This is a genomic window from Bradyrhizobium tunisiense (genome assembly GCF_042263385.1).
Lineage (GTDB): Bacteria > Pseudomonadota > Alphaproteobacteria > Rhizobiales > Xanthobacteraceae > Bradyrhizobium > Bradyrhizobium tunisiense.
Genome location: NZ_JBHLEV010000001.1, coordinates 1,004,352 through 1,029,336 on the forward strand (window position 1 = coordinate 1,004,352; position 24,985 = coordinate 1,029,336).

The 24,985-nt window shown below is 64.6% G+C and carries 23 protein-coding genes; 13 read left to right on the forward strand and 10 right to left on the reverse strand.

Annotated features, from left to right (window positions below; genetic code table 11):
• Position 1 precedes the first annotated feature (1 nt).
• The 3 genes from mtnA to ACFDR6_RS04745 form a co-directional block, all read right to left on the reverse strand.
• Positions 2-1,108, reverse strand: a complete 1,107-nt coding sequence (gene mtnA, locus ACFDR6_RS04735) for an S-methyl-5-thioribose-1-phosphate isomerase (protein WP_375857586.1) — start codon at positions 1,106-1,108, stop codon at positions 2-4.
• Positions 1,109-1,138: 30 nt separating this feature from the next.
• Complete coding sequence (locus ACFDR6_RS04740; protein WP_375857588.1) at positions 1,139-2,014, reverse strand: S-methyl-5'-thioadenosine phosphorylase; 876 nt, start codon at positions 2,012-2,014, stop codon at positions 1,139-1,141.
• 266 nt (positions 2,015-2,280) lie between these two features.
• Positions 2,281-2,553 (reverse strand): phosphopantetheine-binding protein, encoded by a 273-nt coding sequence (locus ACFDR6_RS04745; protein WP_375857589.1) that lies wholly within the window; start codon positions 2,551-2,553, stop codon positions 2,281-2,283.
• A gap of 358 nt (positions 2,554-2,911) precedes the next feature.
• On the opposite strand from ACFDR6_RS04745, the gene ACFDR6_RS04750 reads away from it, so the two are divergent.
• The 7 genes from ACFDR6_RS04750 to ACFDR6_RS04780 all read left to right on the forward strand — a co-directional run bounded on the left by ACFDR6_RS04750 (position 2,912) and on the right by ACFDR6_RS04780 (position 12,647).
• The gene (locus ACFDR6_RS04750; protein WP_375857590.1) at positions 2,912-4,129 is read left to right on the forward strand and encodes an acyl-CoA dehydrogenase family protein; all 1,218 of its coding nucleotides are present in this window, start codon (positions 2,912-2,914) and stop codon (positions 4,127-4,129) included.
• A gap of 54 nt (positions 4,130-4,183) precedes the next feature.
• Positions 4,184-5,164, forward strand: coding sequence for an amino acid--[acyl-carrier-protein] ligase (locus ACFDR6_RS04755; RefSeq protein WP_317241558.1), 981 nt, complete (start codon positions 4,184-4,186; stop codon positions 5,162-5,164).
• On the forward strand, positions 5,145-6,077 hold the full coding sequence (locus ACFDR6_RS04760; protein WP_212083766.1) for a GNAT family N-acetyltransferase: 933 nt from the start codon (positions 5,145-5,147) through the stop codon (positions 6,075-6,077). Before ACFDR6_RS04755 ends, ACFDR6_RS04760 begins: the two co-directional genes overlap by 20 nt.
• A 325-nt stretch (positions 6,078-6,402) precedes the next feature.
• A complete protein-coding gene (locus tag ACFDR6_RS04765; RefSeq protein WP_375857592.1) occupies positions 6,403-9,270 on the forward strand; it encodes a PAS-domain containing protein in 2,868 nt (955 codons plus the stop codon).
• Between the two features lie 208 nt (positions 9,271-9,478).
• Positions 9,479-10,456, forward strand: a complete 978-nt coding sequence (locus ACFDR6_RS04770; RefSeq protein ID WP_212083762.1) for a tripartite tricarboxylate transporter substrate binding protein — start codon at positions 9,479-9,481, stop codon at positions 10,454-10,456.
• A gap of 192 nt (positions 10,457-10,648) precedes the next feature.
• A complete protein-coding gene (locus ACFDR6_RS04775; RefSeq protein WP_375857594.1) occupies positions 10,649-11,134 on the forward strand; it encodes a tripartite tricarboxylate transporter TctB family protein in 486 nt (161 codons plus the stop codon).
• Between the two features lie 4 nt (positions 11,135-11,138).
• Complete coding sequence (locus tag ACFDR6_RS04780; protein ID WP_212083752.1) at positions 11,139-12,647, forward strand: tripartite tricarboxylate transporter permease; 1,509 nt, start codon at positions 11,139-11,141, stop codon at positions 12,645-12,647.
• 82 nt (positions 12,648-12,729) lie between these two features.
• Here ACFDR6_RS04780 and ACFDR6_RS04785 read toward each other — a convergent pair whose 3' ends face one another.
• Positions 12,730-14,424, reverse strand: coding sequence for an EAL domain-containing protein (locus ACFDR6_RS04785; protein WP_375857595.1), 1,695 nt, complete (start codon positions 14,422-14,424; stop codon positions 12,730-12,732).
• 220 nt (positions 14,425-14,644) lie between these two features.
• Between ACFDR6_RS04785 and ACFDR6_RS04790 the strand changes: the two genes are divergently transcribed.
• The gene (locus tag ACFDR6_RS04790; RefSeq protein ID WP_212084593.1) at positions 14,645-14,905 is read left to right on the forward strand and encodes a hypothetical protein; all 261 of its coding nucleotides are present in this window, start codon (positions 14,645-14,647) and stop codon (positions 14,903-14,905) included.
• Positions 14,906-14,911: 6 nt separating this feature from the next.
• On the opposite strand, the gene ACFDR6_RS04795 is transcribed toward ACFDR6_RS04790, so the two are convergent.
• The 3 genes from ACFDR6_RS04795 to mtgA form a co-directional block, all read right to left on the reverse strand.
• Positions 14,912-15,568, reverse strand: coding sequence for a hypothetical protein (locus ACFDR6_RS04795; RefSeq protein ID WP_375857597.1), 657 nt, complete (start codon positions 15,566-15,568; stop codon positions 14,912-14,914).
• 141 nt (positions 15,569-15,709) lie between these two features.
• Positions 15,710-15,892 carry a 50S ribosomal protein L32 gene (rpmF, locus tag ACFDR6_RS04800; protein WP_007598106.1) on the reverse strand — a complete coding sequence of 61 codons (183 nt, stop codon included), beginning with the start codon at positions 15,890-15,892 and terminating at the stop codon, positions 15,710-15,712.
• Between the two features lie 168 nt (positions 15,893-16,060).
• Positions 16,061-16,735 carry a monofunctional biosynthetic peptidoglycan transglycosylase gene (mtgA, locus tag ACFDR6_RS04805; RefSeq protein WP_212083745.1) on the reverse strand — a complete coding sequence of 225 codons (675 nt, stop codon included), beginning with the start codon at positions 16,733-16,735 and terminating at the stop codon, positions 16,061-16,063.
• Positions 16,736-16,896: 161 nt separating this feature from the next.
• On the opposite strand from mtgA, the gene ACFDR6_RS04810 reads away from it, so the two are divergent.
• Together ACFDR6_RS04810 and ACFDR6_RS04815 are read left to right on the forward strand one after the other, a co-directional pair.
• A complete protein-coding gene (locus tag ACFDR6_RS04810; RefSeq protein ID WP_375857598.1) occupies positions 16,897-17,820 on the forward strand; it encodes a polyprenyl synthetase family protein in 924 nt (307 codons plus the stop codon).
• Between the two features lie 9 nt (positions 17,821-17,829).
• The gene (locus ACFDR6_RS04815; RefSeq protein WP_375857599.1) at positions 17,830-18,522 is read left to right on the forward strand and encodes a DUF1345 domain-containing protein; all 693 of its coding nucleotides are present in this window, start codon (positions 17,830-17,832) and stop codon (positions 18,520-18,522) included.
• Positions 18,523-18,567: 45 nt separating this feature from the next.
• On the opposite strand, the gene ACFDR6_RS04820 is transcribed toward ACFDR6_RS04815, so the two are convergent.
• Complete coding sequence (locus tag ACFDR6_RS04820) at positions 18,568-20,379, reverse strand: caspase family protein (protein WP_375857601.1); 1,812 nt, start codon at positions 20,377-20,379, stop codon at positions 18,568-18,570.
• A 180-nt stretch (positions 20,380-20,559) separates the two neighbouring features.
• Positions 20,560-20,988, reverse strand: coding sequence for a GFA family protein (locus ACFDR6_RS04825; RefSeq protein ID WP_212083738.1), 429 nt, complete (start codon positions 20,986-20,988; stop codon positions 20,560-20,562).
• 93 nt (positions 20,989-21,081) lie between these two features.
• On the opposite strand from ACFDR6_RS04825, the gene ACFDR6_RS04830 reads away from it, so the two are divergent.
• The 3 genes from ACFDR6_RS04830 (at position 21,082) to ACFDR6_RS04840 (ending at position 24,163) form a co-directional block, all read left to right on the forward strand.
• Complete coding sequence (locus ACFDR6_RS04830; protein ID WP_007598116.1) at positions 21,082-21,456, forward strand: nuclear transport factor 2 family protein; 375 nt, start codon at positions 21,082-21,084, stop codon at positions 21,454-21,456.
• A 193-nt stretch (positions 21,457-21,649) separates the two neighbouring features.
• Positions 21,650-22,507, forward strand: coding sequence for a class A beta-lactamase (gene bla, locus ACFDR6_RS04835; protein ID WP_375857602.1), 858 nt, complete (start codon positions 21,650-21,652; stop codon positions 22,505-22,507).
• A 48-nt stretch (positions 22,508-22,555) separates the two neighbouring features.
• On the forward strand, positions 22,556-24,163 hold the full coding sequence (locus ACFDR6_RS04840) for a Na+/H+ antiporter (RefSeq protein WP_375857603.1): 1,608 nt from the start codon (positions 22,556-22,558) through the stop codon (positions 24,161-24,163).
• 8 nt (positions 24,164-24,171) lie between these two features.
• Here the strand turns inward: ACFDR6_RS04840 and ACFDR6_RS04845 are convergent, their stop codons facing one another.
• Positions 24,172-24,984 (reverse strand): N-acetylmuramoyl-L-alanine amidase, encoded by an 813-nt coding sequence (locus ACFDR6_RS04845; RefSeq protein WP_317241573.1) that lies wholly within the window; start codon positions 24,982-24,984, stop codon positions 24,172-24,174.
• Position 24,985 lies beyond the last annotated feature (1 nt).

A 24,985-nucleotide genomic window follows, 5' to 3' on the forward strand; every position in this document is an offset into this window, starting at 1 on the left:
CCTACTCCGCCGCACTGGCGATGCGCTCCGGAAACGCTGCTGCCAGCGCAGCACGATCCGGCTTCAGCACACCGCGCTCGGTGATGAGGCCGGTCACGAGCCGCGCCGGTGTCACGTCGAAGGCGTAGTTCGCGACCGGCGAACCCTCGGGGACGATACGCACCGTCTCCAACCTTCCATCTGCCGTGCGGCCGGTCATGTCGGTAACCTCGACGCCGCTGCGCTGCTCGATGGGGATGTCGCGGATGCCGTCCTGGACGGCGAAATCGATCGTCGGTGACGGCAGTGCGACGTAGAACGGTACGCCGTTGTCGTGCGCGGCGAGCGCCTTCAGGTAGGTACCGATCTTGTTGCAGACGTCGCCATTGGCCGCGACGCGGTCCGTGCCGACGATGGCGAGGTCGACCATGCCATGCTGCATCAGGTGCCCGCCGGTGTTGTCGGGGATCACCGTGTGCGGCACGCCGTGATGGCCGAGTTCCCAGGCGGTGAGGGAGGCGCCCTGGTTGCGCGGACGCGTCTCGTCGACCCAGACATGGATCTTGACGCCGCGCTCATGCGCAAGATAGATCGGCGCCGTCGCCGTGCCCCAGTCGACGGTGGCGAGCCAGCCGGCGTTGCAATGGGTGAGGACGTTGACCGTCTCACCCGGCTTCTTGGCCGCAATCGCCTCGATCAGCTTCAGGCCGTTGCCCGCAATGCCGCGGTTGATCTCGACATCCTGCTCGACGATTTCGTCGGCGCGAGCGTAGGCCGCCTCGGCTCTTTCAACCGGATCAATCGGCGCGAGCGCCGCGCGCATCTCATCCAGCGCCCATTTCAGATTGATCGCCGTCGGCCGCGCCACGACGAGCGTGTCGTAAGCGCGCTTCAGCCCGGCATCGGAGGCGTCCTCGCGCATGGCGAGCGCCATGCCATAGGCCGCGGTCGCACCGATCAGCGGTGCGCCGCGCACCAGCATGTCGCGAATGGCAACAGCGGCGTCTTCACACGATGTCAGCTTCGCGACGACGAACTCGTGCGGCAGCCGGCGCTGGTCGATCGCGCCGATCGACCAGCCGTCGCCTTCGCGCCAGATGCTGCGGAAATGCTTGCCGTCGACCTTCATGGCATTCTGCCTTTTCGTCCTTCTTGCGCCTCAACCGCGCAGGATGCGCCCGGCTACCGCATCGAGCTTCTTCAGAAGCTCGGGGTCCCTCGCTTCGGGCGCCGTGATCAGCGCCGTGTCGAGCGCACGGTCCGAGCCGATCGGACACGGCTCGTGCTCGCGCGGGAAATCCTTCGCCAACCGCGCCACCAGGGCCTTCGCCTTGTCGGCATTCGACGTCAGCACACGGATGATGTCCTGAACGGTGACGGCATCGTGGTCGGGATGCCAGCAGTCGAAATCCGTCACCATTGCAACGGTGGCGTAACAGATCTCCGCCTCGCGCGCGAGCTTCGCCTCGGGCATGTTGGTCATGCCGATCACCGAATAACCCAGCGTCTTGTAGGTCATGCTCTCCGCGTAGGTGGAGAATTGCGGCCCTTCCATGCAGACATAGGTCCCGCTACGCCCGATCGCGATGCCCTCGGCTTCGGCTGCCGCGGCCAGGTGAATGCGCAGCCGCGGCGAGACCGGATGCGCCATCGACACATGCGCGACGCAGCCCCGGCCGAAGAACGAACTCTCGCGCTTGTGGGTGCGGTCGACGAACTGATCGACGAGAACGAACGTGCCGGGCGGCAGTTCCTCTTTGAAGGAACCGCAGGCCGACAGCGAGATCAGGTCGGTGACCCCGGCGCGCTTCAACACGTCGATGTTGGCGCGATAGTTGATGTCGGTGGGTGAGAGACGGTGGCCCTTGTCATGTCGCGGCAGGAACACGATTGGCAGGCCCGCGATGGTGCCACGCCTTAAGGCCGCCGACGGCTCACCCCAGGGGCTCTCGATCACCTCTTCGCGCGCACCCTCGAGGCCCGGCAGATCATAGATGCCCGAGCCGCCGATGATGCCCAATACCGCCTGCGTCATACCTGCTCCACCCTATCGGCCACGTCCGACATGGTTAAGCTATGCCAGTTTTGGAACGGTTTTGGAACGGGGGTGGGGGAATGATGCCGGTGGTGTGAGGAGCAATGATGCCCGGGCCTCACACTCGGTGTCGTCCCTGCGCACGCAGGGACCCGTAACCACAGGCCGTCGTTTGGGCGGAGGCTCATCGTTCGGTACTTCGACCGTCAAAGGTCGATAGATTCCGCGGCACGGGTCCCTAAATTCGCAGGGACGACACCGCTTGCTTAAGCCGCGTTCGCCAGCCGCAGCTGGGTCGTGACCATGCGCTCCAGCGTCTCGACGGACTGGAAGTTCTCCGGAGTGATCTCGGATTGTGGGATGGTGAAGTCGAACTCGGCTTCCACCCCGAGCATCAGATTGACCATGTCCATCGAGGTCAGGCCGACGTCGACGAGCTTGGCAGACGGCGTGACGTCGGCGGTGAACGAATTCTGTTCGAGGATGCCCTTCACCAGCTTGATGATGCGATTGCGCAATTCGGTATCAAAGGCTTGCATCGGCAAATTCCCGTGTGTCTGTCAAAAGGTCGGACCGGCTTCCGGCTACGATGGGCACGGCCTGCCGGTCCCGCAATGGGCGGCACTCATACTTCGCGTTTCTTAGTAAACGATGACTCAGATTGTCTGGAATTCGGGCTTCTTCCGGATTCCTAACGTGGTGCTGGAAAAACGGGAGAGGCAAACAACCCGGCCTTAACTGTTTGTTCGGAATTCGACTTTGTTTACCTTCTATTTCATCGACGAATTTGAATTAAATCCGTAGCCTCGTCTCACAAGCAAAGATGGCCGGAGGATCGCTGACGCGCATCGTGAATGATGCCGGCGATCTCGAACGGCGAACCGGAGGCGGACGAGCATGAACGTGCGTGAAGCAGTCCTCACTGTCGACGAAACGCAGACGAGCTTCCTGGAGCAGGGGCCCTCTCTGATCGAACGGGCAGCCCGGACTGCAGCCGCTGCGGCGGCCGACGCCGATGGGGTCGATCGCGACGCTCGTTTCCCGCGCAAGGCTTTCGAGGTCGCGCGCGAGCAAAAACTGCTCGGCGTCATGATCCCGGTCGAGTTCGGCGGCTTCGGTGCCTCCATCTACGACGTCACCGACATCTGCTACACGCTCGGACGCGCCTGCGCCTCGACCGCTATGATCTACGCGATGCACCAGACCAAGGTCGCCTGCGTCGTCAGGCACGGCCACGGCATCCCCTGGATGGAAACCATGATGCGCCGGGTCGCCCGCGACCAGTGGCTGCTCGCCTCCTCCACCACCGAGGGCCAGAACGGCGGCAACATCCGCGCCAGCGCCGCCGCCGTCGACCACGCCGGTGACACGGTTTCGCTGGTGCGTGACGCCACCGTGATCTCCTACGGCGCCGAGGCCGACGGTCTCGTCACCATCGCCCGCCGCGCCACCGAGGCCGCCGCCTCCGACCAGGTGCTGCTGGCGCTTGCCAAGGACGATTATTCGCTGAAGCGGACGCTGGGCTGGGAAACGCTCGGCATGCGCGGCACCTGCTCGACCGGCTTCGAGCTGAAGGTTGATTGCCCCGCCGACCGGGTCTTCCCCGAATCCTACGACAAGATCCACGCCCAGACCATGACGCCGTTCGCACATCTTTGCTGGTCCTCGGCCTGGGCCGGCATCGCCGCCGCGGCCGTGACCCGCGCGCAGGCCTTCATCCGCAAGGCGGCCCGCAGCTCCGGCGGCCAGATGCCCCCGGCCGCGGCGCACTTCACCGCCGCCAAGATGTCGCTGGCCAAGCTGCGCGCGCTGATCGCTGCCAACACCGACGCTTTCGCCCGCGCCGAGCATGACGAGCGCGCGCTCGGCTCGCTCGACTTCCAGTCCTCGATCACGCTTCTGAAGGTGCAGGCCTCCGAGCTCGCGGTCGAGACCGTGATGCATGCGATGCGCACAGCCGGTCTCTCCGGCTACCGCAACGACGGCGAGTTCACCATGGGGCGGCACCTCCGCGATGTGCTGTCGTCCCCGATCATGATCAACAACGACCGCATTCTGGCCAATGCCGCGACATCGACGCTGATGAGCGGCGTGCCGACCAGCCTTCGTGATTGAGTGCTTTGCGACTGAACCAACAAGAACAATTTTGAGATAGCAGGATATCGACCCATGAACATTGCCGTCCTCCCCGACTCGCCCGCGACCGCGCCGCAGATGATTGATCCCCTCGATCACCTCGCCGACAAGCTGTTCCACCGCATGGGCGCCGACGGTGTCTATGCCCGTACCGCGCTCTATGAAGGCATCGTCGAGAAGCTCGCTACGCTGATCACGAGCCATCGCGAGTCCGGCACCGAGGTCATGCGCTTTCCCCCGGTCATGAGCCGGGCTCAGCTGGAGAAATCCGGCTACCTCAAGAGCTTTCCGAACCTGCTCGGCTGCGTTTGCGGCCTGCACGGGACCGAACGCGAAATCAACGCCGCGGTGAGCCGCTTCGATGCCGGCGGCGACTGGACCTCATCGCTCTCGCCGGCCGATCTCGTGCTGTCGCCGGCGGCTTGCTATCCGGTCTATCCGATCGCGGCGAGTCGCGGACCCTTGCCGAAGAGCGGCCTGCGTTTCGACGTCGCCGCGGATTGCTTCCGCCGCGAGCCGTCCAAGCATCTCGACCGGCTGCAATCGTTCCGGATGCGCGAATATGTCTGCATCGGCAGCCCCGACGACGTCGCCGATTTCCGCGAGCGCTGGATGGTGCGCGCGCAGAAGATCGCGACCGATCTCGGCCTCACCTTTCGCGTCGACTATGCCAGCGACCCCTTCTTCGGCCGCGTCGGCCAGATGAAGGCGGTGAGCCAGAAGCAGCAGCAGCTCAAGTTCGAGCTCCTCATTCCGCTGCGCTCGGAAGAGCAGCCGACGGCCTGCATGAGCTTCAACTATCACCGCGAGCATTTCGGCACGACCTGGGGAATCCAGGACGCCAACGGTGAGCCAGCCCACACCGGGTGCGTCGCCTTCGGCATGGACCGGCTGGCTGTCGCCATGTTCCACACCCACGGCACCGACCTTTCCGCCTGGCCCGCCAAGGTGCGTGACGTCCTGGGCCTGCAGTCGCAGGTCACGGCCGACGCCCATGTCGAAGGCTGGCGCTAACCAAACGAGGCCTGTCATTTCCACGGGTAAGACGAGCGCGATTCACACCAAGGTGCGATGCCGCGAGATTACCGAGTCCGACGCGGAAGCGATCGCGGACCTGTTGACGCGCGGCTTCGTGGGCCGCTCGCGCGACTATTGGATCCAGGGTCTGCGCCGGCAGGCCTTCCGCTCCGTGCCGGAGGGCTATCCGCGCTTCGGCTACATGCTCGATAGTGACGGCACGCCGGTCGGCGTGCTGCTGCTGATCTACACCACACGCAAGAACGGCGAAGAGACCGCCATCCAGTGCAACCTGTCGAGCTGGTATGTCGATCCGGCCTACCGCAACTATGCCCCGCTGCTGACCAAGATCGCGCAGCGGCACAAGGACGTGACCTATTTCAACATCAGTCCGGCGCCGTGGACCTGGCCGATCATCGAAACGCAGGGCTTTCAGGCCTATTGCCGCGGCCTATTCTTCTCGGTCCCTGCACTGGCGCGCGTCCCGCGCTGGAGCAAGATCGAGGTCATCTCGCCTCATGCCAAGACGATCGAAGGGCTCTCCGAAGCAGAGACCGAGCTCCTGACACGGCACGCGCGCTACAACTGCCTCAGCCTCGTCTGCCGCACGCCGAAGGGAACATTCCCCTTCATCCTGCAACCTGTGCGCATCCGCCGCGGCTTCATTGCGCCTCCTGCGATGAAGCTGATCTACTGCCGCAGCGCTGCCGAATACGTCGCTTGCGCAGGTCGCATCGGCCGGCTGCTGCTCCGGCTCGGCAAGATCTCGGTGGCGATCGATTCCAACGGCCCGATTCCCGGCCTCGTCGGTATTTATACAGAGCGGCGCGGTCGGAAATATTTCAAGGGCCCGCATCGGCCACAGCTCGGCGATCTCACGGATACGGAACTCGTGTTGTACGGGCCGTAGGTTGTCGTCCCTGCGAACGCAGGAACCCATACCGCGTGATCTATCTCGAAGCCACGATGGTGGTACCGCGGGAAGGTCCGTTCACTTCCAATCTTCGCCAAATTCCTTCCTGTAGTTGCGAGTCCCTGCGTTCGCAGGGATGACACCTTATATGTTGCGTCCTCCCGGCCAACTCTTGCGGGCACCTCGGCAATCAAGACCCGCTATCCATCCCGGTCACCCTCCGTAAACTACCGCGCTTAAGGGAATTTTCCCGCCTCTTCGCTACGCTCGGTGGCTGAACTAGGTTGCGTTAATCTATTGCCCGCCGAGACCTGCCGAACCCATGACGTCGACCCGCGACAATGAGCTTGGTGCACGCCGCGAGCAGGGCCCGGAGGCCCTGGTCGCGCTGAGCCAGCTTGCGCTCGACCACATGGAGCAGGGCGTCTGCGTCTACGATGCCGACAACCGCATCGTGCTGATCAACCAGAGCTACTTGTCGCTGTTCGACATGTCGCCCGACATCGTGCGGGTGGGCACGAGTTACCGCGAAGTACTCGCGCACAGCGCCGAACGCGGCAACTTTGCGGAAGGCGAGCTCGACGCGCTGTATTCGGCGCGGATCGCGCAGATCGCAGGGGGAAAGCCGTTCCGGACCGAGCAGCGTCTTGGAACCGGTCACGTCATGTCGCTCGAGCTGAAGCCGCTTCCCGGCGGCGGCTGGATGACGATCTGCGACGACGTCAGCCGTCTCGCCCGCCTCGAAGCAGAATTGCGCGTGCAGACCGAGCGCAGCCAGCACGCGCTCTCCAACATGTCGCACGGCCTCATCATGTACGATGCCGAGAGCCGCGTCGTCGTCTGCAACGAACGTTTCCTGAACCTCTACAACCTCGACCCCGAGATCGTGAGGCCAGGGGTCCCGCATTCCACGGTGATCGACCATTGGGTGACGCGCGGCAATTCGCCGGGCATGCCGGCCGACGAATTCCAGAGCTCCAGGTTGGAGGACGTGCGCGCCAGAAAGGCGAAATCCCTGCTGGTGATGCGTTATGACGGACGCATGGTGCAGGCGGTCTCGCGCTTCCTGCCCGACGGCGGCTGGGTGACCGTGCACGAGGACGTCACGGAGCGGCTGCAATACGAGGAAACGCTGAGGCAGCAGAACTTCATCCTCGACGCGGCTCTGGAGAACATGGCGCACGGGCTCGCCTTCTACGACAGCGATATGCGCCTGCGCGTCTGCAACACCACCTATCGCGAGATCTTCCGGCTATCGCCGGAGGAGACCAGGCCCGGCACACATCTCTCCGAGCTGATCGAACGGTCGATCGCGAACGGCGCCTTTGCTTCGGAATACAGCACTCAACAATTGCTGGAAGCAGCTCGCGCGAGAATCGCGGGCCGCGATTCCTCGCCGATGCGCCGGCGCATGTCCAACAGCACAGTGATCTCGGTCCGTTATTGCACACTGGCTGAGGGCGGCTTCGTCGCCACCTATGAGGATATCACCGAGCGGGAACACGCGATCGAGGAGCTGAGCGAACAGTACCGGCGTTTCGACGCGGCGCTGAACAACATGAGCCAGGGCCTGTGCATGCTCGATGCGAGCCTGCGCGTGATCGTCTGCAATCGCCGTTATATCGAGATGTACGGACTGACGCCTGATATCGTGAAACCCGGCGTCTCGATGCGCGAGATCATGGAGCACAGCTGCGAGCTCGGCATCCACCCGAACATGACGGGCGCCAGACTTTATGCCGACTACGTCGAACGGCTCCGCGAAGGCGAGCATACGCTGCACCGGCATTTGAACGACGGCCGCATCATCAAGCTCAATCACAAACGGATGGAGCTGGGCGGCTGGGTCGTCACCTATGAGGACGTCACCGAGCGTCACAAGGCCCAGGCCCGCGTCGCGCATATGGCGCGCCACGATTCGCTCACCGACCTGCCCAACCGCACGCTGTTCCGCGAGAAGATGGGCGAGGGACTGAACCAGGTCGCGATCGCCGGCGGCGCGATGGCGGTGCTGTGCTTCGACCTCGACAATTTCAAGACCGTGAACGACCGCCTCGGCCATGCCGCCGGCGACCGCCTGCTGCGCTGGGTCGCAGCGCGTCTGAAGGAGAATGTCGGCGAGCATGACACCGTCGCACGCCTCGGCGGCGACGAGTTCGCGGTGCTCCAGCGCGGACCGCAGCCGCAATCGGCGGAAAAACTCGCCCGGCGCCTGGTCGAGGTCCTCGGTCACCCCCCACCACTGGGAAACCAGTCGATCCATGTCGGCGCCTCGGTCGGCATCGCGATCGCGCCCGACCACGGGCTCGATGCCGACGAGTTGATGAAATGCGCCGACCTTGCGCTGTACCAGGCCAAGGCCAAGGGGCGCGGCGCCTATCAGCTGTTCGAGCCCGAGATGGAAGAAGAGGCGCGCAGCCGGCACGCACTGGAGCACGATCTGCGCAGCGCGCTCGAGGGGCGCGAGTTCCATCTGGTGTTCCAGCCGCAGATGCGGCTCGATTCGTCCGAGCTCACCGGGTTCGAGGCGCTGCTGCGCTGGAAACATCCCTCCCGCGGCTTGGTCTCTCCCGCCGAGTTCATTCCGATCGCCGAGGAGAACGGGCTGATCGTTCCGATCGGCGAATGGGTGCTGCGCAGCGCCTGTGCGACCGCCGTGGCCTGGCCCGACGTCAGCGTCGCGGTGAACTTGTCGCCGGTGCAGTTCCGCTCGCGCGGGCTGGTGACGATGGTCACGAGCGCGCTGGCCGAAGCGGGCCTGCCGCCGCAGCGGCTCGAGCTCGAGGTCACCGAGACGGCGCTGCTCGACGACAGCGAGGCGACGATCGAAATCCTGCACCAGCTCCGCGCGCTGGGAGTACGCGTCAGCCTCGACGATTTCGGGGTCGGATATTCCTCGCTGAGCTATCTGCGCAAATTTCCGTTCGATCGCATCAAGATCGACCGCTCCTTCGTCGGCACGCTCGGCGAATGTCCGGAGAGCGTGGCCATCGTCCGCACCATCGCAAGCCTTGGCTCCGTGCTCGGCGTCGAAACGACGGCGGAGGGTGTGGAGACCGAGGAGCAACTCGACTTCGTCCGCGAATGCGGCTGCACCGCCGTGCAAGGCTATTATTTCGGCAAGCCCTGCCCCGCATCGGAGGTCGGCCGCACCATCGAGACGCTGAACACGGTCCGGCGCGTGGCGTAGCGCCGCGGCGGCTCCCCTCAAATTCCGTATCTCGGCAGACCTTCAAACGACCAATTTGTCGCACGCATCGCTTCCGGCGCAATTGGCATCGAGCGCTCTACCCGCAGACCCGCAATGGCGCTTTTCTTCTCCCGTGATTTCGGGAACAATCACCTCACAAGAACGAGAAACGGCGGTCCCAAGAGGCCGTCGCGAGGGAGGAGTTTTGATGTCGCGATACGGGCTGAAGACGATCACATTTGCCACGATGCATGCTGTCATGGGCGCATTGCTCCCGACTGCCGCCAGTGCGCAGGACTATCCTACCAAGCCGATCACGCTGATCGTGCCTTGGCCGGCCGGCGGATCGACCGATATCTCGATGCGGGCGATCGCCGACAGCGCCGCGAAGGTGCTGGGGCAGCCGGTCGTGATCGACAACAAGGCCGGCGGCGGCGGCACGGTGGGACCGGCGACCATGGCAGCGGGAGCGAAGCCGGACGGTTACACCATCTCGCAGATTCCGATCACCGTCTTCCGCCTGCCCCTGATGCAGGAAGTGTCATGGGATCCGGCGAAGGATTTTACCTACATCGTCCATCTCACCGGCTATACTTTCGGTGTCACGACCAGCGCGGAATCCCAGTTCAAGAGCTGGAAGGACGTGGTGGAGTTCGCCAAGGCAAACCCGGGCAAGGTGACCTACGCAACGCCCGGCGCCGGCACCTCGCTCCATATCGGCATGGAGCAGATCGCGGGGATGGCCGGCATCAAGCTGACGCAGGTGCCGTTCAAGGGCGGCGCAGAGACCAATGCCGCCGTGCTCGGTCAGCACACCATGCTTCAGGCTGATTCCACGGGATGGCGGCCGCTGGTCGACGCCGGCAAGCTCCGGCTGCTGATGGTGTGGACCGGTGCCCGCTCGCCGAACTATCCCGACGTGCCGACGCTGAAGGAGCTGGGCTATCCGATGGTCTATGATTCACCTTTCGGCATTGCCGGACCGAAGGGTATGGATCCCAAGATCGTCGCCAAGCTGCACGATGCCTTCAAGAAGGCGCTCGAGGACCCCGCGGTGATCGCAACGCTGGCCAAATTCGACATGGTGCCGAACTACAAGAACACCGAGGACTACAAGAAGTTCGTCGTCGAGGTCACGGAATCCGAGCGCAAGGTGATCGACACGCTCGGGCTGGCCAAGAAGTAGGACGGAGCCGACTTTCGTGTCCCGGACGCGGTGCAGCGTCTCTTCAACGGTGCACCGCAGAGCCGGGACCCACCTTTTCCGTCCACGCACATGGACCGCGGATCGGCAGCGTACCGCCATAGCACGTCAAAGACGTGCGTGAACGCACTTGTGGCCCTGCGTAGCGTCCGGGGAACGGCCGAGAGAGAATCGATGACCAACCCAACCAACGTCAAACTCCGTCTCAGCAATTCCGAACTCTGGGGCGGAGTGATCGGGCTCGCGCTCGGCGGCTTCGTGATCTTGTCGGGCCTGAAGCTCAAGCTCGGCACCATCAACGATCCCGGCTCGGGCTACGTGCTGTTCTACACGGGCATTCTGATGTGCGTGTTCGCAGGCTCCATCATCGTCTCGGCGATTACCGAAGGCGGGCCCACGCTGGCCTCGCGCTGGGAAAATGTGCGCTGGAGCAAGCCGCTCGTGCTGATCGCGTGCCTGGTGGCATTCTCCATCGCCCTGGAGCCGCTCGGTTTCTTGCTGTCGTCGATTCCCTTGATGCTGCTGTTGTTGCGAGTGATCGATCCCGTCCGCTGGACACTGGCGATCCCGATCGCCGTGCTGGCGCCACTGGGTATGTGGTGGGTGCTCAAACGGCTGCTGCTGATCCAGCTGCCCTCGGGCCTGTTCGGGATCGGCTGACCCCATGGATACGCTTCTAAACGTCGCCCACGGATTCGGCGTCGCGCTGCTGCCGATCAACCTGCTCTACTGCTTCATCGGCGTCTTCATCGGCACGCTGGTCGGCGTATTGCCGGGCATCGGGCCGATCTCGGCGATGTCGCTGCTGCTGCCCGTGACGCTGTCGGGAACGCCGGAATCCGGCATCATCATGATGGCCGGCATCTATTACGGCTCGATGTATGGCGGCTCGACCACCTCGATCCTGGTCAACATCCCCGGCGAGGCCGCTTCCGTCGTCACCTGCATCGACGGCCATCAGATGGCGAAGCAGGGCCGCGCCGGCCCTGCGCTCGGCATCGCCGCCTTCGGCTCCTTCGCCGCCGGCACGTTTGCGCTGATCGCCCTGATGCTGGTGGCGCCGAAGCTCGCCAGCATCGCCATCGCATTCGGCCCGGCGGAATATTTCAGCCTGATGGTGCTCGGCCTGGTGGTGCTCACCTTCCTGACGCAGGGCTCGATGCCGAAGGCGCTGCTGATGGCCTGCATCGGCGTCGTGCTCGGACTGATCGGGCTCGACAGCATCACGGCGCAGCCGCGTCTGACCTTCGGCCGCATGGAGCTGATCGACGGCATCGGCCTTGTCCCGGTCGTGATGGGCCTGTTCGGGGTGGCCGAGGTGCTGCTCAACACCGAGCAGGCGATCAAGCGGGACATCATCAACACGAAGATCACGCATCTCCTGCCCAGTAAAGAGGACTTGAAGGCGAGCGCGGGCCCGGTCGGCCGCGGCACGCTCCTCGGCTTCTTCCTGGGCATTCTGCCGGGCGGCGGCGCGGTGGTGGCGTCTTTCGCGTCCTACGCGCTCGAGAAGCGGCTGTCGAAGACACCCGAACGTTTCGGCCATGGCGCGATCGAAGGTGTCGCGGGGCCGGAATCGGCGAACAACGCCGCAGCTGGAGGCGCCTTCATTCCGCTGATGACGCTCGGCATCCCGCCGAATGTGGTGATGGCGCTGTTGCTGGGTGCATTCGTCATTCACGGGCTGCAGCCGGGACCACTGATGATCACGCAAAACCCCGGCCTGTTCTGGGGCATCGTCGCCAGCATGTATATCGGCAACGTGATGCTGCTGATCCTGAACCTGCCGATGATCGGCATGTGGGTACAACTGCTCAAGCTGCCCTACAACATCCTGTTCCCGCTGATCATCCTGTTCACGATCCTGGGCGTCTACTGCTCCAGCAACAACGTGTTCGACGTCTATGTGATGATCGCATTCGGGATCATCGGCTATTTCATGCGCAAGCTCGGCTATGAGCCGGCTCCGCTGGTGCTGGCCTTCGTGCTGGGACCGATGATGGAGAATAACTTACGCAAGTCGCTGATCCTGTCGCAGGGCGATCTGTGGACCTTCGTGCAGCGGCCGATCTCGGGCGTATGTCTCGCTTTCGCGATGGCGCTACTGATCGCACCGCTGTTGCCCGCGCTGCGCAAGAAGCGCGAGCTGGTGGCGCTGGATGAAGGGGTCTAGGAGATTTTGCAGGGTGGGCAAAGGCGCGCACGCGCCGTGCCCAGGCTCTGCTTGAGTTGGAGAGGTCGTGGCCTACGGCACCTCAACTCGCCGCTGGCAGCGCGCTGTCCGGCGGAGCACCCCATGGCCGCTCGGCTGACGCGAGCCCGATCAGCCGGCCCTGGATGTAGTCGCAGCCCCAGTCGCGCAGCATGCTTGCTGCTTCCTCGTCCTGCACCCATTCGGCGACGGTCTTGATGTCGAGGCGGCGGGCGAGGTCGATCAGGGTCTGCACGAAGGCGCGGTCGTCGGCGGAATGGGTGATATTCTGCACGAAGGCACCGTCGATCTTCACGATGTCGACGCCGAGCTTGCGCAGGTTTCGGAACGAGGTGTAGCCGGCTCCGAAATCGTCGATGGCGATGCGGCTGCCGAAATGCTTGAGACGACCAACGAAAGCGCGAACGTCGTCGATATCCTGGATCGCAACCGTTTCGGTGATCTCGACGATCAGCCGCTCGGCAACGCCGGGATGGGCCTGCATCAGCGATTCGATTCCCGCCCACCAGTCCGGATCCATGGTGGTATCGGGCGAGATATTGAGGCTGAGGCAGATGTCGGGCGCGGCCGCGAGCTCGGCGACGACGAGCTCGAGCACGCGATGATCGACCAGGCGAATCAGGCCGAGCCGTTCGGCGACCGGCACGATGTCGGGCGCGAGCAGCACCTGGCCGTCGCCCTGGTCCATCCGAACCAGGCATTCGTGGAACGCGCGCTCGCGCGAGGCGGCCGACACCACCGGCTCATAGGCGAGCTTGATGCGGCGCTCGTTCAGCGCTGTGACGATCTCGTCGGTGACGCGGATGTTGACGCGACGCTGCGCGTCGCGCGCGGCATCCGGGCGCCAAGCCGCGAACGAGCCGACGCGGCGGCGCTTGGCAGCATCCAGCGTCTCGTGGGCACGATTGACGGCCTCGTCGGAGTTCCGCGCATAGCGCGGCACGCTGACCGCGCCGATCGAGGCGGTGACAGAGACCGGACCGGATTTGGTTGGGACCACTTCGTCGCGGATACCGGCAAGGAAACGCTCGGCGGCGACATTCATGTCGTCGACAGTGCAGTTCTTCAGGATCAGGCCGAACTTGTTACCGGAAAAGCGGCCGAGCACGTCGCCGCCGCGCAAGCGCGAGCGGATGCGCTTGGCGATGTCGAGGATCACGGCGTCGGCAACGTCGAAGCCGAAAGCGTCGTTGACGCGGGCGAGATGGTCGATGCCAACCAGCATGAAGGCCGCGGTCGAGCGGAAGCGGGTCGTCTCCTCGATCGCCTCGGCCAGCGCCGCGATCAGGTGCGAACGGTTGAGCTCGCCTGTCAGCGGATCGAGCCGGGCCAGCTTCGTCAGCTCCTCGTCGCGGGCATGACGCTCATTGTTGATGCGGACCGAGCCGATCGCGCCCGTGGGGCGGCCGTCGGGACCGGCAAACCAGCGGCCGGTCTCCTCGATCCAGATCACGGGATCGGCGGCGCTCATGCGGACGCCGTACTCGATCCGGTATGGCGTGCCGTCCGCACCATGCACGGCAAACGTTTGCGCCAGCGCGGCGGTCCGGACCGATGGCGCGGGTTCGATCAGCCTGGCAAATTCGGCGCCGGTCGCCAGTCGCTCGGCGGGAATGCCGGGAAAGACGCTGGCGACCTGATCACCCCAGACGATCGAATCACTGCCGATGTCCCAGGCGAACACGGCCTGGCCGAGGGCAGCCAGAATGTCGGAGGCTTGCGGTAATGCGGGGATCAATATCGCCTCGTTTCGGGACAGCGGGGAGTCCTGAGCCGGCACAGGATAGAGCCAGATTCGTCCCCGACCCTAGGCAAAGTTGATAAACAATTTGGAAACCACGTTCCCAAAGTACCTAGGAACCGATTAGGCTCGCGCGGCATAGGCCTTGCGAGACCATCACATGCACCGGCGCGAATGTCTCAAAACGCGCCAGTTCGACCTGATGGACGGTGTTGCGATGGCAACTGCGGATGGAATGGAACAAGCAGAGCGGCAGGCCGGCACGGCCCTGGTGCCGCTGATGCCGACGTTGTGCTGGGTTCACAAGGCGCCGATGCCGCGCCCTGATCCGAGCTTCGTCGCCCAGCTCATCGCCAATGCCGAGCACCTGCCCCAGACGAGCCGGCTCCGCCGCGGCTCTTCCGAAGACGCACAGATGGCCTATGGCAGCAAACACCCGTTGCAGAGCGTCAGTGCACGTACGCGGCAGGTGGCTTGAAGCTGATCAGCGCCGCGGCGGCGCGTCGGGAGACGGCGGCGTGCCGTTGCCCGGCTGAAGATCCGGCGAGGGAATTTCCGGCGAAGGCGGGCTCTGCACGGGCTTGGGCGCAGGATGATCCATCAGCACGGATTCGGCGACGGACTGTGCCGAAGGTGCGGGAGGCTCCACCTGTGCCGGCTGCGGCGCAATCACCGGCTCGAACTTGCGATCGGACGCCACATCCTCACCCGACGCATCGGCCTGACGCTTGGCCTTGCGCGGCGCCGCCACCGTCGTCTCGGCGACATAGGTGACGCGACGACGCGTGCGCTGGGCGATGCCAGCGAAGAAATCGGCCATCGCAAGCAGCACCAACAGGAAATAGGTCGAGTTGCCGAATTTGGGCCACATCACGAACTCGGCCGCGGCCGCGCCGAAGATGATCAGCGACAGCAGGTGGTCCATCAGGAACTTCGAGCCGGGCCGCGCGCCCTTGACCACTTCGAGCAGCAGGAGCACCACGCCGAGCGCGAGCAGGAGATCGGCGAGCGTGACCGGCCAAGCCTCGCCGGACAGCATCGGCACCCTGAACAGCACGTCCGTAAAGGACACGGTCGGCATCAGGAAGGCGATGATGTTGTACACCGCGAGCGGTATCAGGAGCAGCGGGAAACCGACCATCGGCAAAACGCCTTCTCGATCAAGATGTCCGGACAGAACAATGCAGCGGCGAAGCATTTGCTCCGCCGCCGTCACCGTCTATCTCATGGATGGGCCGAATTCAGGCAGGCCAAATCATGCTGCCCAAGAAAGGTCCTGACTTCAGGACTCTTTCTTCTTCAGGACCTGCCGGCCCTTGTACATGCCGGTCTTGAGGTCGAGATGATGCGGACGGCGGAGCTCACCGGAGTCCTTGTCTTCCACATAGGTCGGCTTCTTGATGGCGTCTGCCGAGCGGCGCATGCCACGGCGCGACGGCGAGGTTTTTCTTCTCGGAACGGCCATTTCAGTATCCTCTAGGGATTGGTGTTGTCAGGGCATCGTCCGGGAGGGACGGCTCAGCACCCGCAATACGAGGCGAGCTGAATGCCGATCAAGGCCGGGCTTATAGAGGAAGGCTGGCCGTAAAGCTAGGGTTCTGGGCCGAAAAATACGCCCGGAACGGGCCCGACTTCAGCGATTTTCCCGCCAGCAGGTCGCAAGCGAGCTCGCTTGCCCCCTGGCCGTATAGGTCGCGGCCAGCCGCCGGACACCCGGGCCGGGGGTCCGGGCGCTGCGTTTGACCGGATTCGGCAGGATCGAGGCCAGAAGGGCGGCTTCCCGGGCGGAAAGGCTGGCGGCCGACTTGCCGAAGGCATAAGCGCTGGCCGCCTCGACGCCAAATTGTCCCTGTGGACCGAGTTCGGCGATGTTGAGATAAATCTCCAGGATCCGTGGCTTGGGCAGGACCAAATCGATCCAGAGTGCCAGCGGAAATTCGAGCGCCTTGCGGACGAAATCCCGGCCCTGCCAGAGAAACAGGTTTTTTGCGACCTGCTGGGTGATCGTGGAAGCGCCCCGGAACGGCGTGCCGTCCTCCTGCGCGTCGTCGATCGCCTCACGCAGCGCGCCCCAATCGATCCCGTGATGCTTGCAGAAATGCGCATCCTCGGCCGCCACCACCGCGCGCGGCAGTGAGGGCGACATCGCCGCCAGGTCGATCCATTCCCGCTGCATCGGCGCGCCGCGAAGCGAGCGCCACGCCATCAGCGTCGAAACGGGATGGCCGGTGCGGTAGAACGGCGCGATCACATAGGGCGCGAGAAGGACGACCGCGAGCGCTACGAGCAGGATTTTGACGATGCGCAAATCGAGCTTTCCGGCATGGATCGAGACGCGGCCACGGATCCCCCCATTAAGTCTGTGATAATTCGGGCCTTTTCCAGCACTTTTTAGGCCTTCCAAACGATTGACTGGGGCGGTCTCATAAAGGATTGTCCGGCCGAATTTTAGTTCTGGAGCCCTTCTTGATGACTGGCACGTCCCCGTCCGATTTCGCCAAGCGTCTCGACAAGACCGCTGATGACACCGAGGCCCTCCTCGGGCGCCTGTTGTCGGACGACATCCTGCACGATGAGATCGCCCGGCCCAAGCGACTGATGGACGCAATGCGCTATTCCAGCCTGAACGGTGGCAAGCGTCTGCGGCCGTTCCTGGTGGTCGAGAGCGCAGCCGTATTCAGCGTGCCGCGCGAAGCGGCCCTGCTCGTCGGCGCCGCGCTCGAATGCATTCACTGCTATTCGCTGATCCACGACGATCTGCCGGCGATGGACAATTCGGATCTGCGCCGCGGCCGCCCCACCCTGCACAAGAGGACCGATGACGCCACCGCGATCCTTGCCGGCGACGGCCTGTTGACGCTCGCTTTCGACATCATCACCCGCGACGAGATCCACCGCGACGCCAATGTGCGACTGCTGCTGACGCGCGCACTGGCGCGCTGCGCCGGCATTGGCGGCATGGTCGGCGGCCAGATCCTCGACCTCGCCGGCGAAGGCCGCTTTGGCGGCAACGAGCCGATCGACGTCGCGCGTATTCAGCAGATGAAGACCGGCGCGCTGCTGCGCTACGGCTGCATCGCCGGGGCGATCCTCGGCCAGGCCTCGCAGAAGGAATATCAGGCGCTCGACGATTACGGACGCGCGCTCGGCGAAGCGTTCCAGATCGCGGACGACCTGCTCGACGTCGAGGGCGATGCGGCCGCGCTCGGCAAGCCGGCCGGCGCCGATGCCGCACTCGGCAAGACCACCTTCGTCACCCAGCTCGGCATCGAAGGCGCCAAGCAGCGCGTGCGCGACCTGCTCGCGCGCGCCGACGGCGCCGTGTCGATCTTCGGCGATCGCGCCGCCGTGCTGCAGGCCGCGGCGCGCTTCGTCGCCGAACGGAAGAACTGACGCGCGTCGATGGCGGCCGGCGGCAAAGAGGATCCCGCCCTCGTCCGCTTCCGCCAGATGTCGCGGCCGATGCGGCTGATCTATGCGCGGCCGCGAACGTTCATCGCACTCGGCGTCGGCATTCTCGTCTGCCTGCTGCTGCCGGGCACGCACCGCCTGGTGACGCGACTGTTGTTCGGATGGGACGCTCTGATCGCGGTCTATCTCGTGCTGGTCTATGCGATGATGCTGTGCAACGACCACCATCACATCCGCCGTGCTGCGGCGATGCAGGACGACGGCCGTTTCGTGATCCTGCTGGTGACCGCGACCGGCGCCTTTGCCAGCATCGCCGCAATCGTCTCCGAGCTCGGCGCACGACATCGCGGCGTCGTGGACTTGATCATCGCGATCACCACGATCGCGCTGTCATGGGCCGCCGTGCACACGACCTTCGCGCTGCATTACGCTCATGACTACTACCGCAACGCCAAGCCGGGCGGCTTGCAATTCCCGAGCGGCGACAAGGAAGATCAGCCCGATTATTGGGACTTCGTCTATTTCTCGTTCGTGATCGGCATGACCGCGCAGGTATCCGACGTCGGCATCACCGACAAGACCATCCGCCGCACCGCCACGGCCCATGGGATCGTGTCGTTCATCTACAACACGGCCCTGCTGGCGCTGACGGTGAACATCGCGGCGAGCGCAATTTCGAATTGACGTCGTCCCGGTCTTGCCGGAACGACGATTCGATCTGGCACGGACTCAGTTGCACACTTCGGCGTTGGCGTCGACGTGGGGGCCGCCGCCACCGCGATACTCGAGACGGCAGCCGGGCTTGACCGGACGGCAGATGATGTTGTTACAGAAGATCTGACCGCCACCGGCGGAGCGGCCTGCGCGAGCAGCGATGCCCGCAGAGGCTCCATAGCCGACCGCCTCCCCGCCAGCAGCGCCGCCGGCCTGACGACGCTGCCGTGCCGGACGATCCTCGCTCTCGTCGCGGCGGGAGGTCGCGGGCTTGGCCGGCTTTGCGGCGCGCTGCTTCACGCACTCATTGTCGTCGTTGACCGCATAGCCCTCACGGCAAACGATCTTCGTGCATTTGTCGCCGTCGGCCTTGAAGCCGTGCTCGCAAACCAGCGGACAGACGCGCGACGGCTTCGCCTTGACCGCGTCGAGCGCGTCGGTGCTCGCGACCTTCACGTCGAGCTTGGTGCCGGCGTAGCGGTTGAATTGCGACAGCGAGCGCTGCGACGACGTATTCCAGTTGCCGTCGGCAGCGCCGGAAAAGCAGCCGACGCGGCCAAGCTCGGTCTGCACCGAACGGCCGAGATCCGCCGGTGCGGTCGCCGGGGTCAGCGACGCGACGTTGGTGCCGGTTGGGCTCGCCGTGCTGGCAGGCGCCGCGCTCGGAGCCGTGGCGGCAAGATTGACGCGCTGCTGCTCTGCGGCAGCGGCCTGCTGCTGCGCCTGCTCCTTGGCCTTCTGCGCGGCAAGCTGCGCCTGCTCGGCGGCTTTCGCATCGGCGGCAGCCTTGGCCTGCGCATCCTTCTGCGCGCCGAGGGCAGCGAGACGATCGCGCTCGGCCTCGGCCTGCTTCGCCTTCGCGATCGCCGCGGCGTGGGCCTGCTCGGCACCGATCTTCTCGACCTGGAGCCTGGCAAGGCTTGCATAGAAGCCATCGGGATGCTGAGCGAGGAAGGCATCCCATGCCGCCTTGTTGCCAAGCTGGAGCGCGAGTTCATAGTCGCGGCGGATATCGGCCTGCGGGTTCGCCACGGGCGTTGCAGCCGCCACCTTGACCGGCACCAGTGGCATGTCTTCGCCCCCGAGTGAGCCGTAAACGAACGGCTCCTGCTTGTTACCGGTCGACTTGAGCACGTCGTCGCGGACGAAGCCGAAGGCGCGGCGCACGTCGAGGCCTGGCGTCGTCAGATGCCTCGACAGCGCGACCGTAAACGGGCTGTTGGCGCCGTCTCCGTCCTGCGCCGTGAAGCCGGCCTTCGCCGAATAGGCGATCAGCGTGTTGGGGCTGGTCGGCTCGACCTGAGCCAGGCCACGGCCGATGCCGCGCGAGGCCAGCGTGCGCTTCATCCTCCTGCCGAACGGATTGTCGCGGCAGGCATCCAGGATCACAAGACGGAGCTGCTTTGCCGGCTCGACCGCGACCAGGACGCGGTCGAGCGAAAGGGCCTCGTCGTAAACGTCGGTGTCGCGCTCGAGCTTGGCATCGACGGGGATCAGATAATTCGAGCCCTCGACCTCGATACCGTGACCGGCATAGTAGACCACGGCAATGTCGGCACTGCGGGTCGCGTCGGCAAAGTCGCGCAGCACGCGTCGTGTGTCCAAAGCCGATAGGTCGCGCCGGTAATCGACGACGTCGAAACCGGCCTCTTTCAGCGTCTTCGCCATCACCGTCCCGTCGTTGACGGGGTTGGCGAGCGGCGGCGCGTGCTGATAGGCCGAGTTGGCGATCACCAGCGCGACGCGGTTACCGGCGAGGGCGGGATCCGTGCCGAACAGCAGCGCTGCGGCGAGGAGAAGCGGGCATAGTCTGAGCAGATTGCGCATGACACGACTTCCGAAGTTCGGGCCGTTTCGAGCCCCTTGGGACCGCTTTAGCAGGATCTGGCGCCGGCGCTTGTGATGGAGGTCACGAAGGCCGCGCTGGCGACAGCCCGAAAGGCCTCTTTTGTTTGTCGCTCCAGCGCGGTCAGGGTTCGCTGCCACGCTGGTGTCGACCGAGTTCCCTTAGCCATCGCCGATATGCCCCCGATATTGCGGCAGATTGTCCGTAATGTCGTGCCAGGGCGCCTTCGAGGCTACGAAAATGTGGGCGCTAGGCCGGATTGAGGGGGCATCGACCAGGGTTCCCATGGTGACATGGACCCATTGTCCGTCACGCACCCGGGAATAGAGCAGCGAGCCGCATCGGGCACAATGTGCGTCATGGGTGGTGTCGTCGCCGAAAATCATCCGCTGGTCCCCACCCCGGACAATGCGGAGCTTGTCCTGTGGGATGCCGGCGAACGGCTTGAAGGCGGAGCCGGTGGTGCGACGGCAGTTCGAGCAGTGGCAGTTCATCGCATAGGAGAACGCGTCGGCCACCTCAAAGCGCACGGTGCGGCAGTAGCATTCGCCGATCAGGATACGAGCGTTCGAAGTTTCTGATCCGGTCATTCCGGTGTCTCCGCAGTCGGCGCGAGACACCCATAGCGCATTTTGATGCGTACGACTAAGTTCGTCCCAAAGCCATCAGCAAAGGGATGCCCCATGAGCCAGAACCGTTCGAGCGTCGAAGCCGTCGTGCAATCCTATTTTGACGGGCTCTACGAGGGCGACGCCGAAAAGCTCGGTGCCATCTTCCATCCCTCCGCGGATCTGCGCTGGGTCGAGAAGGGCGAATTGCAGGTGCTGACCGTGCCCGACTGGCTCGATCGCGTGCGCAAGCGCCCGTCCGGCAAGGCCGAAGGCAAGCCGCGCGAGGATTTCATCGTCACCATCGACCGTTCGGACGACAAGACCGCCTTCATCAAGGTCCGGTGCCAGTTGCCGCCGCGTTTCTTCACCGATTATCTGGTGGCGATGAAGCTCGCCGACGGCTGGCAGATCGTGTCGAAATCGTATCGATATGATCTGAGGGAGTGACGAGGCTCGACGTTCGCCCAATATCTGCCGCGCTCGACGTTATCCTTCGTCCTTGCGAGGAGCTCTTGCGACGAAGCAATCCAGAATCCCTCCGCGGGAGACTCTGGATTGCTTCGTCGCTTCGCTCCCCGCAATAGCGCCGCGGATACAGCATCCGCATATTCCCCGCCTCCCATTCACCTGAAAGTCCCCCATGCTGCTCGACCGCCGCTCCCTGCTCGCCTCACTTGGCTGGATGGCCGTATCTCCCGTGCTAGCCGCGGGCGCGCCGCCTGAGCTCGAATCCTACGAGCGCGAGAGTGGCGGGCGGATCGGGGTCTATGCGGAAAATCTGGCCAGCGGCGCAAGGCTCACCTGGCGTGCCGACGAACGCTTCGTCATGTGTTCGACATTCAAAGCCTCGCTCGCGGCCTGCGTGCTGGCGCGGGTCGATCGCGGCGAGGAGCAGCTCGCAGCCAGGATCCCTTACGGCAAGGCCGACTTGCTCGACTACGCGCCGGTCGCCAAGCAAAATGTCGCGGCGGGTGCGATGTCTGTCGCCGAGATGTGCAAGGCGATCGTCGAGCGCAGCGACAACACCTGCGCCAATTTGCTGCTGGCGCGGATCGGCGGCCCTGCCGCGCTCACTGCATTCTGGCGATCGCTCGGCGACACCACCTCGCGGCTCGACCACGACGAGCCCGAACTCAATCGCTCCCCGCCCGGAGATCCCCGGAATACCACGACGCCGGCGGCGATGGCCGGGAACTTGCGCCGCCTGGTGACGGGCGAGGCGTTGCCTCCGGCCTCTCGCGCGCAGCTCACCGAATGGATGGTGAACTGCAAGACCGGCGCCAACCGGCTGCGCGGCGGCCTGCCCGCGAGCTGGAAGATCGGCGACAAGACCGGCTACAATGGCAAGGACGCAGCGGGCGACATCGCGGTGGCTTGGCCTAAGCCCGACACGCCGATCCTGATCGCGGCCTATGTCCAAGGCGGCACGCCGACGGCAGCGCAGATCGAAGCCGTGTTCGCGCGGATCGGGCGAATGGTGGTCGAGCGGCTGGCGTAAGCCGCACGCATTGACGCAGCAGTCGCTTCCGGTTCAAGACAGACGATCATGGAAGCGAAGTTTCAGACCTTTCTCATCCTGCTGGCCGTATTGGCGGGCGTGGCGCTCGCCGCACGCCGCTTCAACGTTGCCCCTGCCATCCTGTTGATGCTGGCCGGCGTCGGCCTCGCCTTCGTGCCGGGCATGCCGTCGGTGGAGCTGCCGCCGGAGCTGGTGCTGCTGGTGGTGCTGCCCCCGCTGATCTACTCGGCAAGCGTCGCGATGAGCTGGCGCGAGTTCAAGAACAATTTGCGCCCCATCGTGCTGCTCGCGGTCGGCGCGGTGATCTTCACCGCGGCGATGGTGGCGGCCGCCACGCATTACCTGATCGGCCTGCCCTGGGCCATCGGGTTTCTGCTCGGCGCCATCGTCGCGCCACCCGACGTCGTGGCGCCGCTCGCGATCGCGCGCCGGCTCAATTTGCCGCGGCGGCTGGTGGTCATCCTCGAGGGCGAAGGGCTCGCCAACGACGCAACGGCGCTGACCCTCTACCGCTTCGCGCTGGCCGCAATCATGGTCGGACATTTCTCCCTGCCGCTGGCGGCCGGCGAGTTCTTGCTGATCGTCGCCAGCGAGATTGCTTTCGGCATCGGCGTCGGGTTGCTCTCCCTGCGCTTCCGCAAATGGTCCAGGGATCCGCAGGTTGAGCTGACGTTGTCGCTGATCACGCCCTACGTCTCCTACTGGCTGCCCGAGCATGTCGGCGGCTCCGGCGTGATCGCCACCGTCGCCTGCGGTCTCTATGTGAGCTGGAACGGCCCGCTGCTGATCTCGTCGGCGACACGGCTGCAAGGCATCTTCTTCTGGGATCTCATCATTTACCTGATCGAGGGCGTGCTGTTCCTGCTCACCGGCTTCCAGATGCGCGCGCTCTACGAGAAGTCGAAGTCGTTTCCGCTCGACGACATTCTGATCGCGACGGCCCTTGTCCTGATGATCGTCGTGATCGCGCGCTTCGCCTGGCTCTATCCCGCAACCTATCTGCCGCGGATGCTCAGCAAATCGTTGCGCGAGCGCGATCCGCCGCCGCCGTGGCAATGGCCGTTCGTGCTCGCCTTCACCGGCGTGCGCGGCGCGGTGTCGCTTGCGGCCGCGTTGGCGCTGCCGTTCACGCTCCCTGATGGCGAGGCGTTCCCATATCGTGACCTGATCCTGTTCGTTGCCTTCGGCGTCATCTTCGTCACGCTGATCGGCGTCGGCCTGACGCTGCCGCCGGTGGTGCGGTGGCTCGGCGTCGCCGATGCCGGCCGAAACGAGCATGCCGCCGAGCACGAGGCCGAGATCGCCGCACGCCGCCAGGCGCTCGATGCGGCACTGAAATCACTCGACGCGCTGACCGCGGAGAAGGAGGTGTCCGAAGAGGTGATCCGGCTTTTGCGTGCGCGACACGAGATCCGCGTCAACCAGCTTCCGGATTCGCTCGACCCTGCCCGCCACGACGTCTCCGCCGCCGGCACCGCGCTGACCCGCAACCTGATCTCCGCCGAACGGAAATTCATCCACGACCTCTTGCGCGATGGCCAGATCACCGACGAGACGCGGCGGCGGATCGAGCGCGATCTGGATCTGGAGGAGGCGAGCCTGGCAAACCGGGAGTATCGCGGGGTGCCGCTGTAGGGCGGGAGCTACCGCCTTGCGCAAAACTCCCCTATTGCCGCGGCAACAGCCCCGGCAATCGTCTCATGCCGCTCCGGCGAGTTCATCGCCATCTCCTCGTCGCGATTGATGATGGAGCCGGCTTCGAGCAGCACTGCGGCGCTGCTCGTCCGCGAGAGAACGACGAGTCCGTCGTAGCGGTAGACGCCGACATCCTTGTCGAGCAGCTGGCGCCGGTACCGGCCCATCACCGGCAAGGTATATTGGCTGGCATAGTCCAGGCCCTGCTCTTTCAACTGCCGGCCGATCATCCGGGCCAGCATCAGGCTGGTGGCGAAGTGCGGGTTGTGCCGCGACACGAACAGGGAGTGGCCCGAAAAGCGATCGCTGAAATAGCTCTTCGCGCCGTCGAACTCCCAGGTCTCGAGCAGCTTGTCCGGCACCGAATCGTGGTGAATCGACAGGAAGAGATCGGCCCGGCCGCCATTCGCGGCACTGACCCGCTTGAAAAGGCTCGGCCGCGCCTTGCCGTCCGTGACGAGCAGTCGGGTTGCGGCGAAGCCGTCGGACTTGAGTCTTGCCGCGATGAGTCTTGCGAGACGGAAGTTGAAGCCGAACTCCGGATCATTGCGCGCGCTCAGCGCGCCGTAGGAGTCCGGGGTGTGCCCGACGTCCACCATGATCCGGAATTTTGGCATCTCACATCTGGCCGATACCTGCGGCTTGGCCTTGGGTCTTGCAAACTTTCGTGCGGTCGCGGCCTCGCTGCTGTCAACAGTCGCAAGCGACGATAGCAGGATCGACGCAACCAGCCCGACGATGATGCCCCGCGATTGCCCCAAG

Coding starts and splice junctions, on each gene's coding strand:
- mtnA (WP_375857586.1), bottom strand. CDS start 1,108: ATGAAGGTCGACGGCAAGCATTTCCGCAGCATCTGGCGCGAAGGCGAC.
- ACFDR6_RS04740 (WP_375857588.1), bottom strand. CDS start 2,014: ATGACGCAGGCGGTATTGGGCATCATCGGCGGCTCGGGCATCTATGAT.
- ACFDR6_RS04745 (WP_375857589.1), bottom strand. CDS start 2,553: ATGCAAGCCTTTGATACCGAATTGCGCAATCGCATCATCAAGCTGGTG.
- ACFDR6_RS04750 (WP_375857590.1), top strand. CDS start 2,912: ATGAACGTGCGTGAAGCAGTCCTCACTGTCGACGAAACGCAGACGAGC.
- ACFDR6_RS04755 (WP_317241558.1), top strand. CDS start 4,184: ATGAACATTGCCGTCCTCCCCGACTCGCCCGCGACCGCGCCGCAGATG.
- ACFDR6_RS04760 (WP_212083766.1), top strand. CDS start 5,145: ATGTCGAAGGCTGGCGCTAACCAAACGAGGCCTGTCATTTCCACGGGT.
- ACFDR6_RS04765 (WP_375857592.1), top strand. CDS start 6,403: ATGACGTCGACCCGCGACAATGAGCTTGGTGCACGCCGCGAGCAGGGC.
- ACFDR6_RS04770 (WP_212083762.1), top strand. CDS start 9,479: ATGTCGCGATACGGGCTGAAGACGATCACATTTGCCACGATGCATGCT.
- ACFDR6_RS04775 (WP_375857594.1), top strand. CDS start 10,649: ATGACCAACCCAACCAACGTCAAACTCCGTCTCAGCAATTCCGAACTC.
- ACFDR6_RS04780 (WP_212083752.1), top strand. CDS start 11,139: ATGGATACGCTTCTAAACGTCGCCCACGGATTCGGCGTCGCGCTGCTG.
- ACFDR6_RS04790 (WP_212084593.1), top strand. CDS start 14,645: ATGGCAACTGCGGATGGAATGGAACAAGCAGAGCGGCAGGCCGGCACG.
- ACFDR6_RS04795 (WP_375857597.1), bottom strand. CDS start 15,568: ATGGTCGGTTTCCCGCTGCTCCTGATACCGCTCGCGGTGTACAACATC.
- rpmF (WP_007598106.1), bottom strand. CDS start 15,892: ATGGCCGTTCCGAGAAGAAAAACCTCGCCGTCGCGCCGTGGCATGCGC.
- ACFDR6_RS04810 (WP_375857598.1), top strand. CDS start 16,897: ATGACTGGCACGTCCCCGTCCGATTTCGCCAAGCGTCTCGACAAGACC.
- ACFDR6_RS04815 (WP_375857599.1), top strand. CDS start 17,830: ATGGCGGCCGGCGGCAAAGAGGATCCCGCCCTCGTCCGCTTCCGCCAG.
- ACFDR6_RS04820 (WP_375857601.1), bottom strand. CDS start 20,379: ATGCGCAATCTGCTCAGACTATGCCCGCTTCTCCTCGCCGCAGCGCTG.
- ACFDR6_RS04825 (WP_212083738.1), bottom strand. CDS start 20,988: ATGACCGGATCAGAAACTTCGAACGCTCGTATCCTGATCGGCGAATGC.
- ACFDR6_RS04830 (WP_007598116.1), top strand. CDS start 21,082: ATGAGCCAGAACCGTTCGAGCGTCGAAGCCGTCGTGCAATCCTATTTT.
- bla (WP_375857602.1), top strand. CDS start 21,650: ATGCTGCTCGACCGCCGCTCCCTGCTCGCCTCACTTGGCTGGATGGCC.
- ACFDR6_RS04840 (WP_375857603.1), top strand. CDS start 22,556: ATGGAAGCGAAGTTTCAGACCTTTCTCATCCTGCTGGCCGTATTGGCG.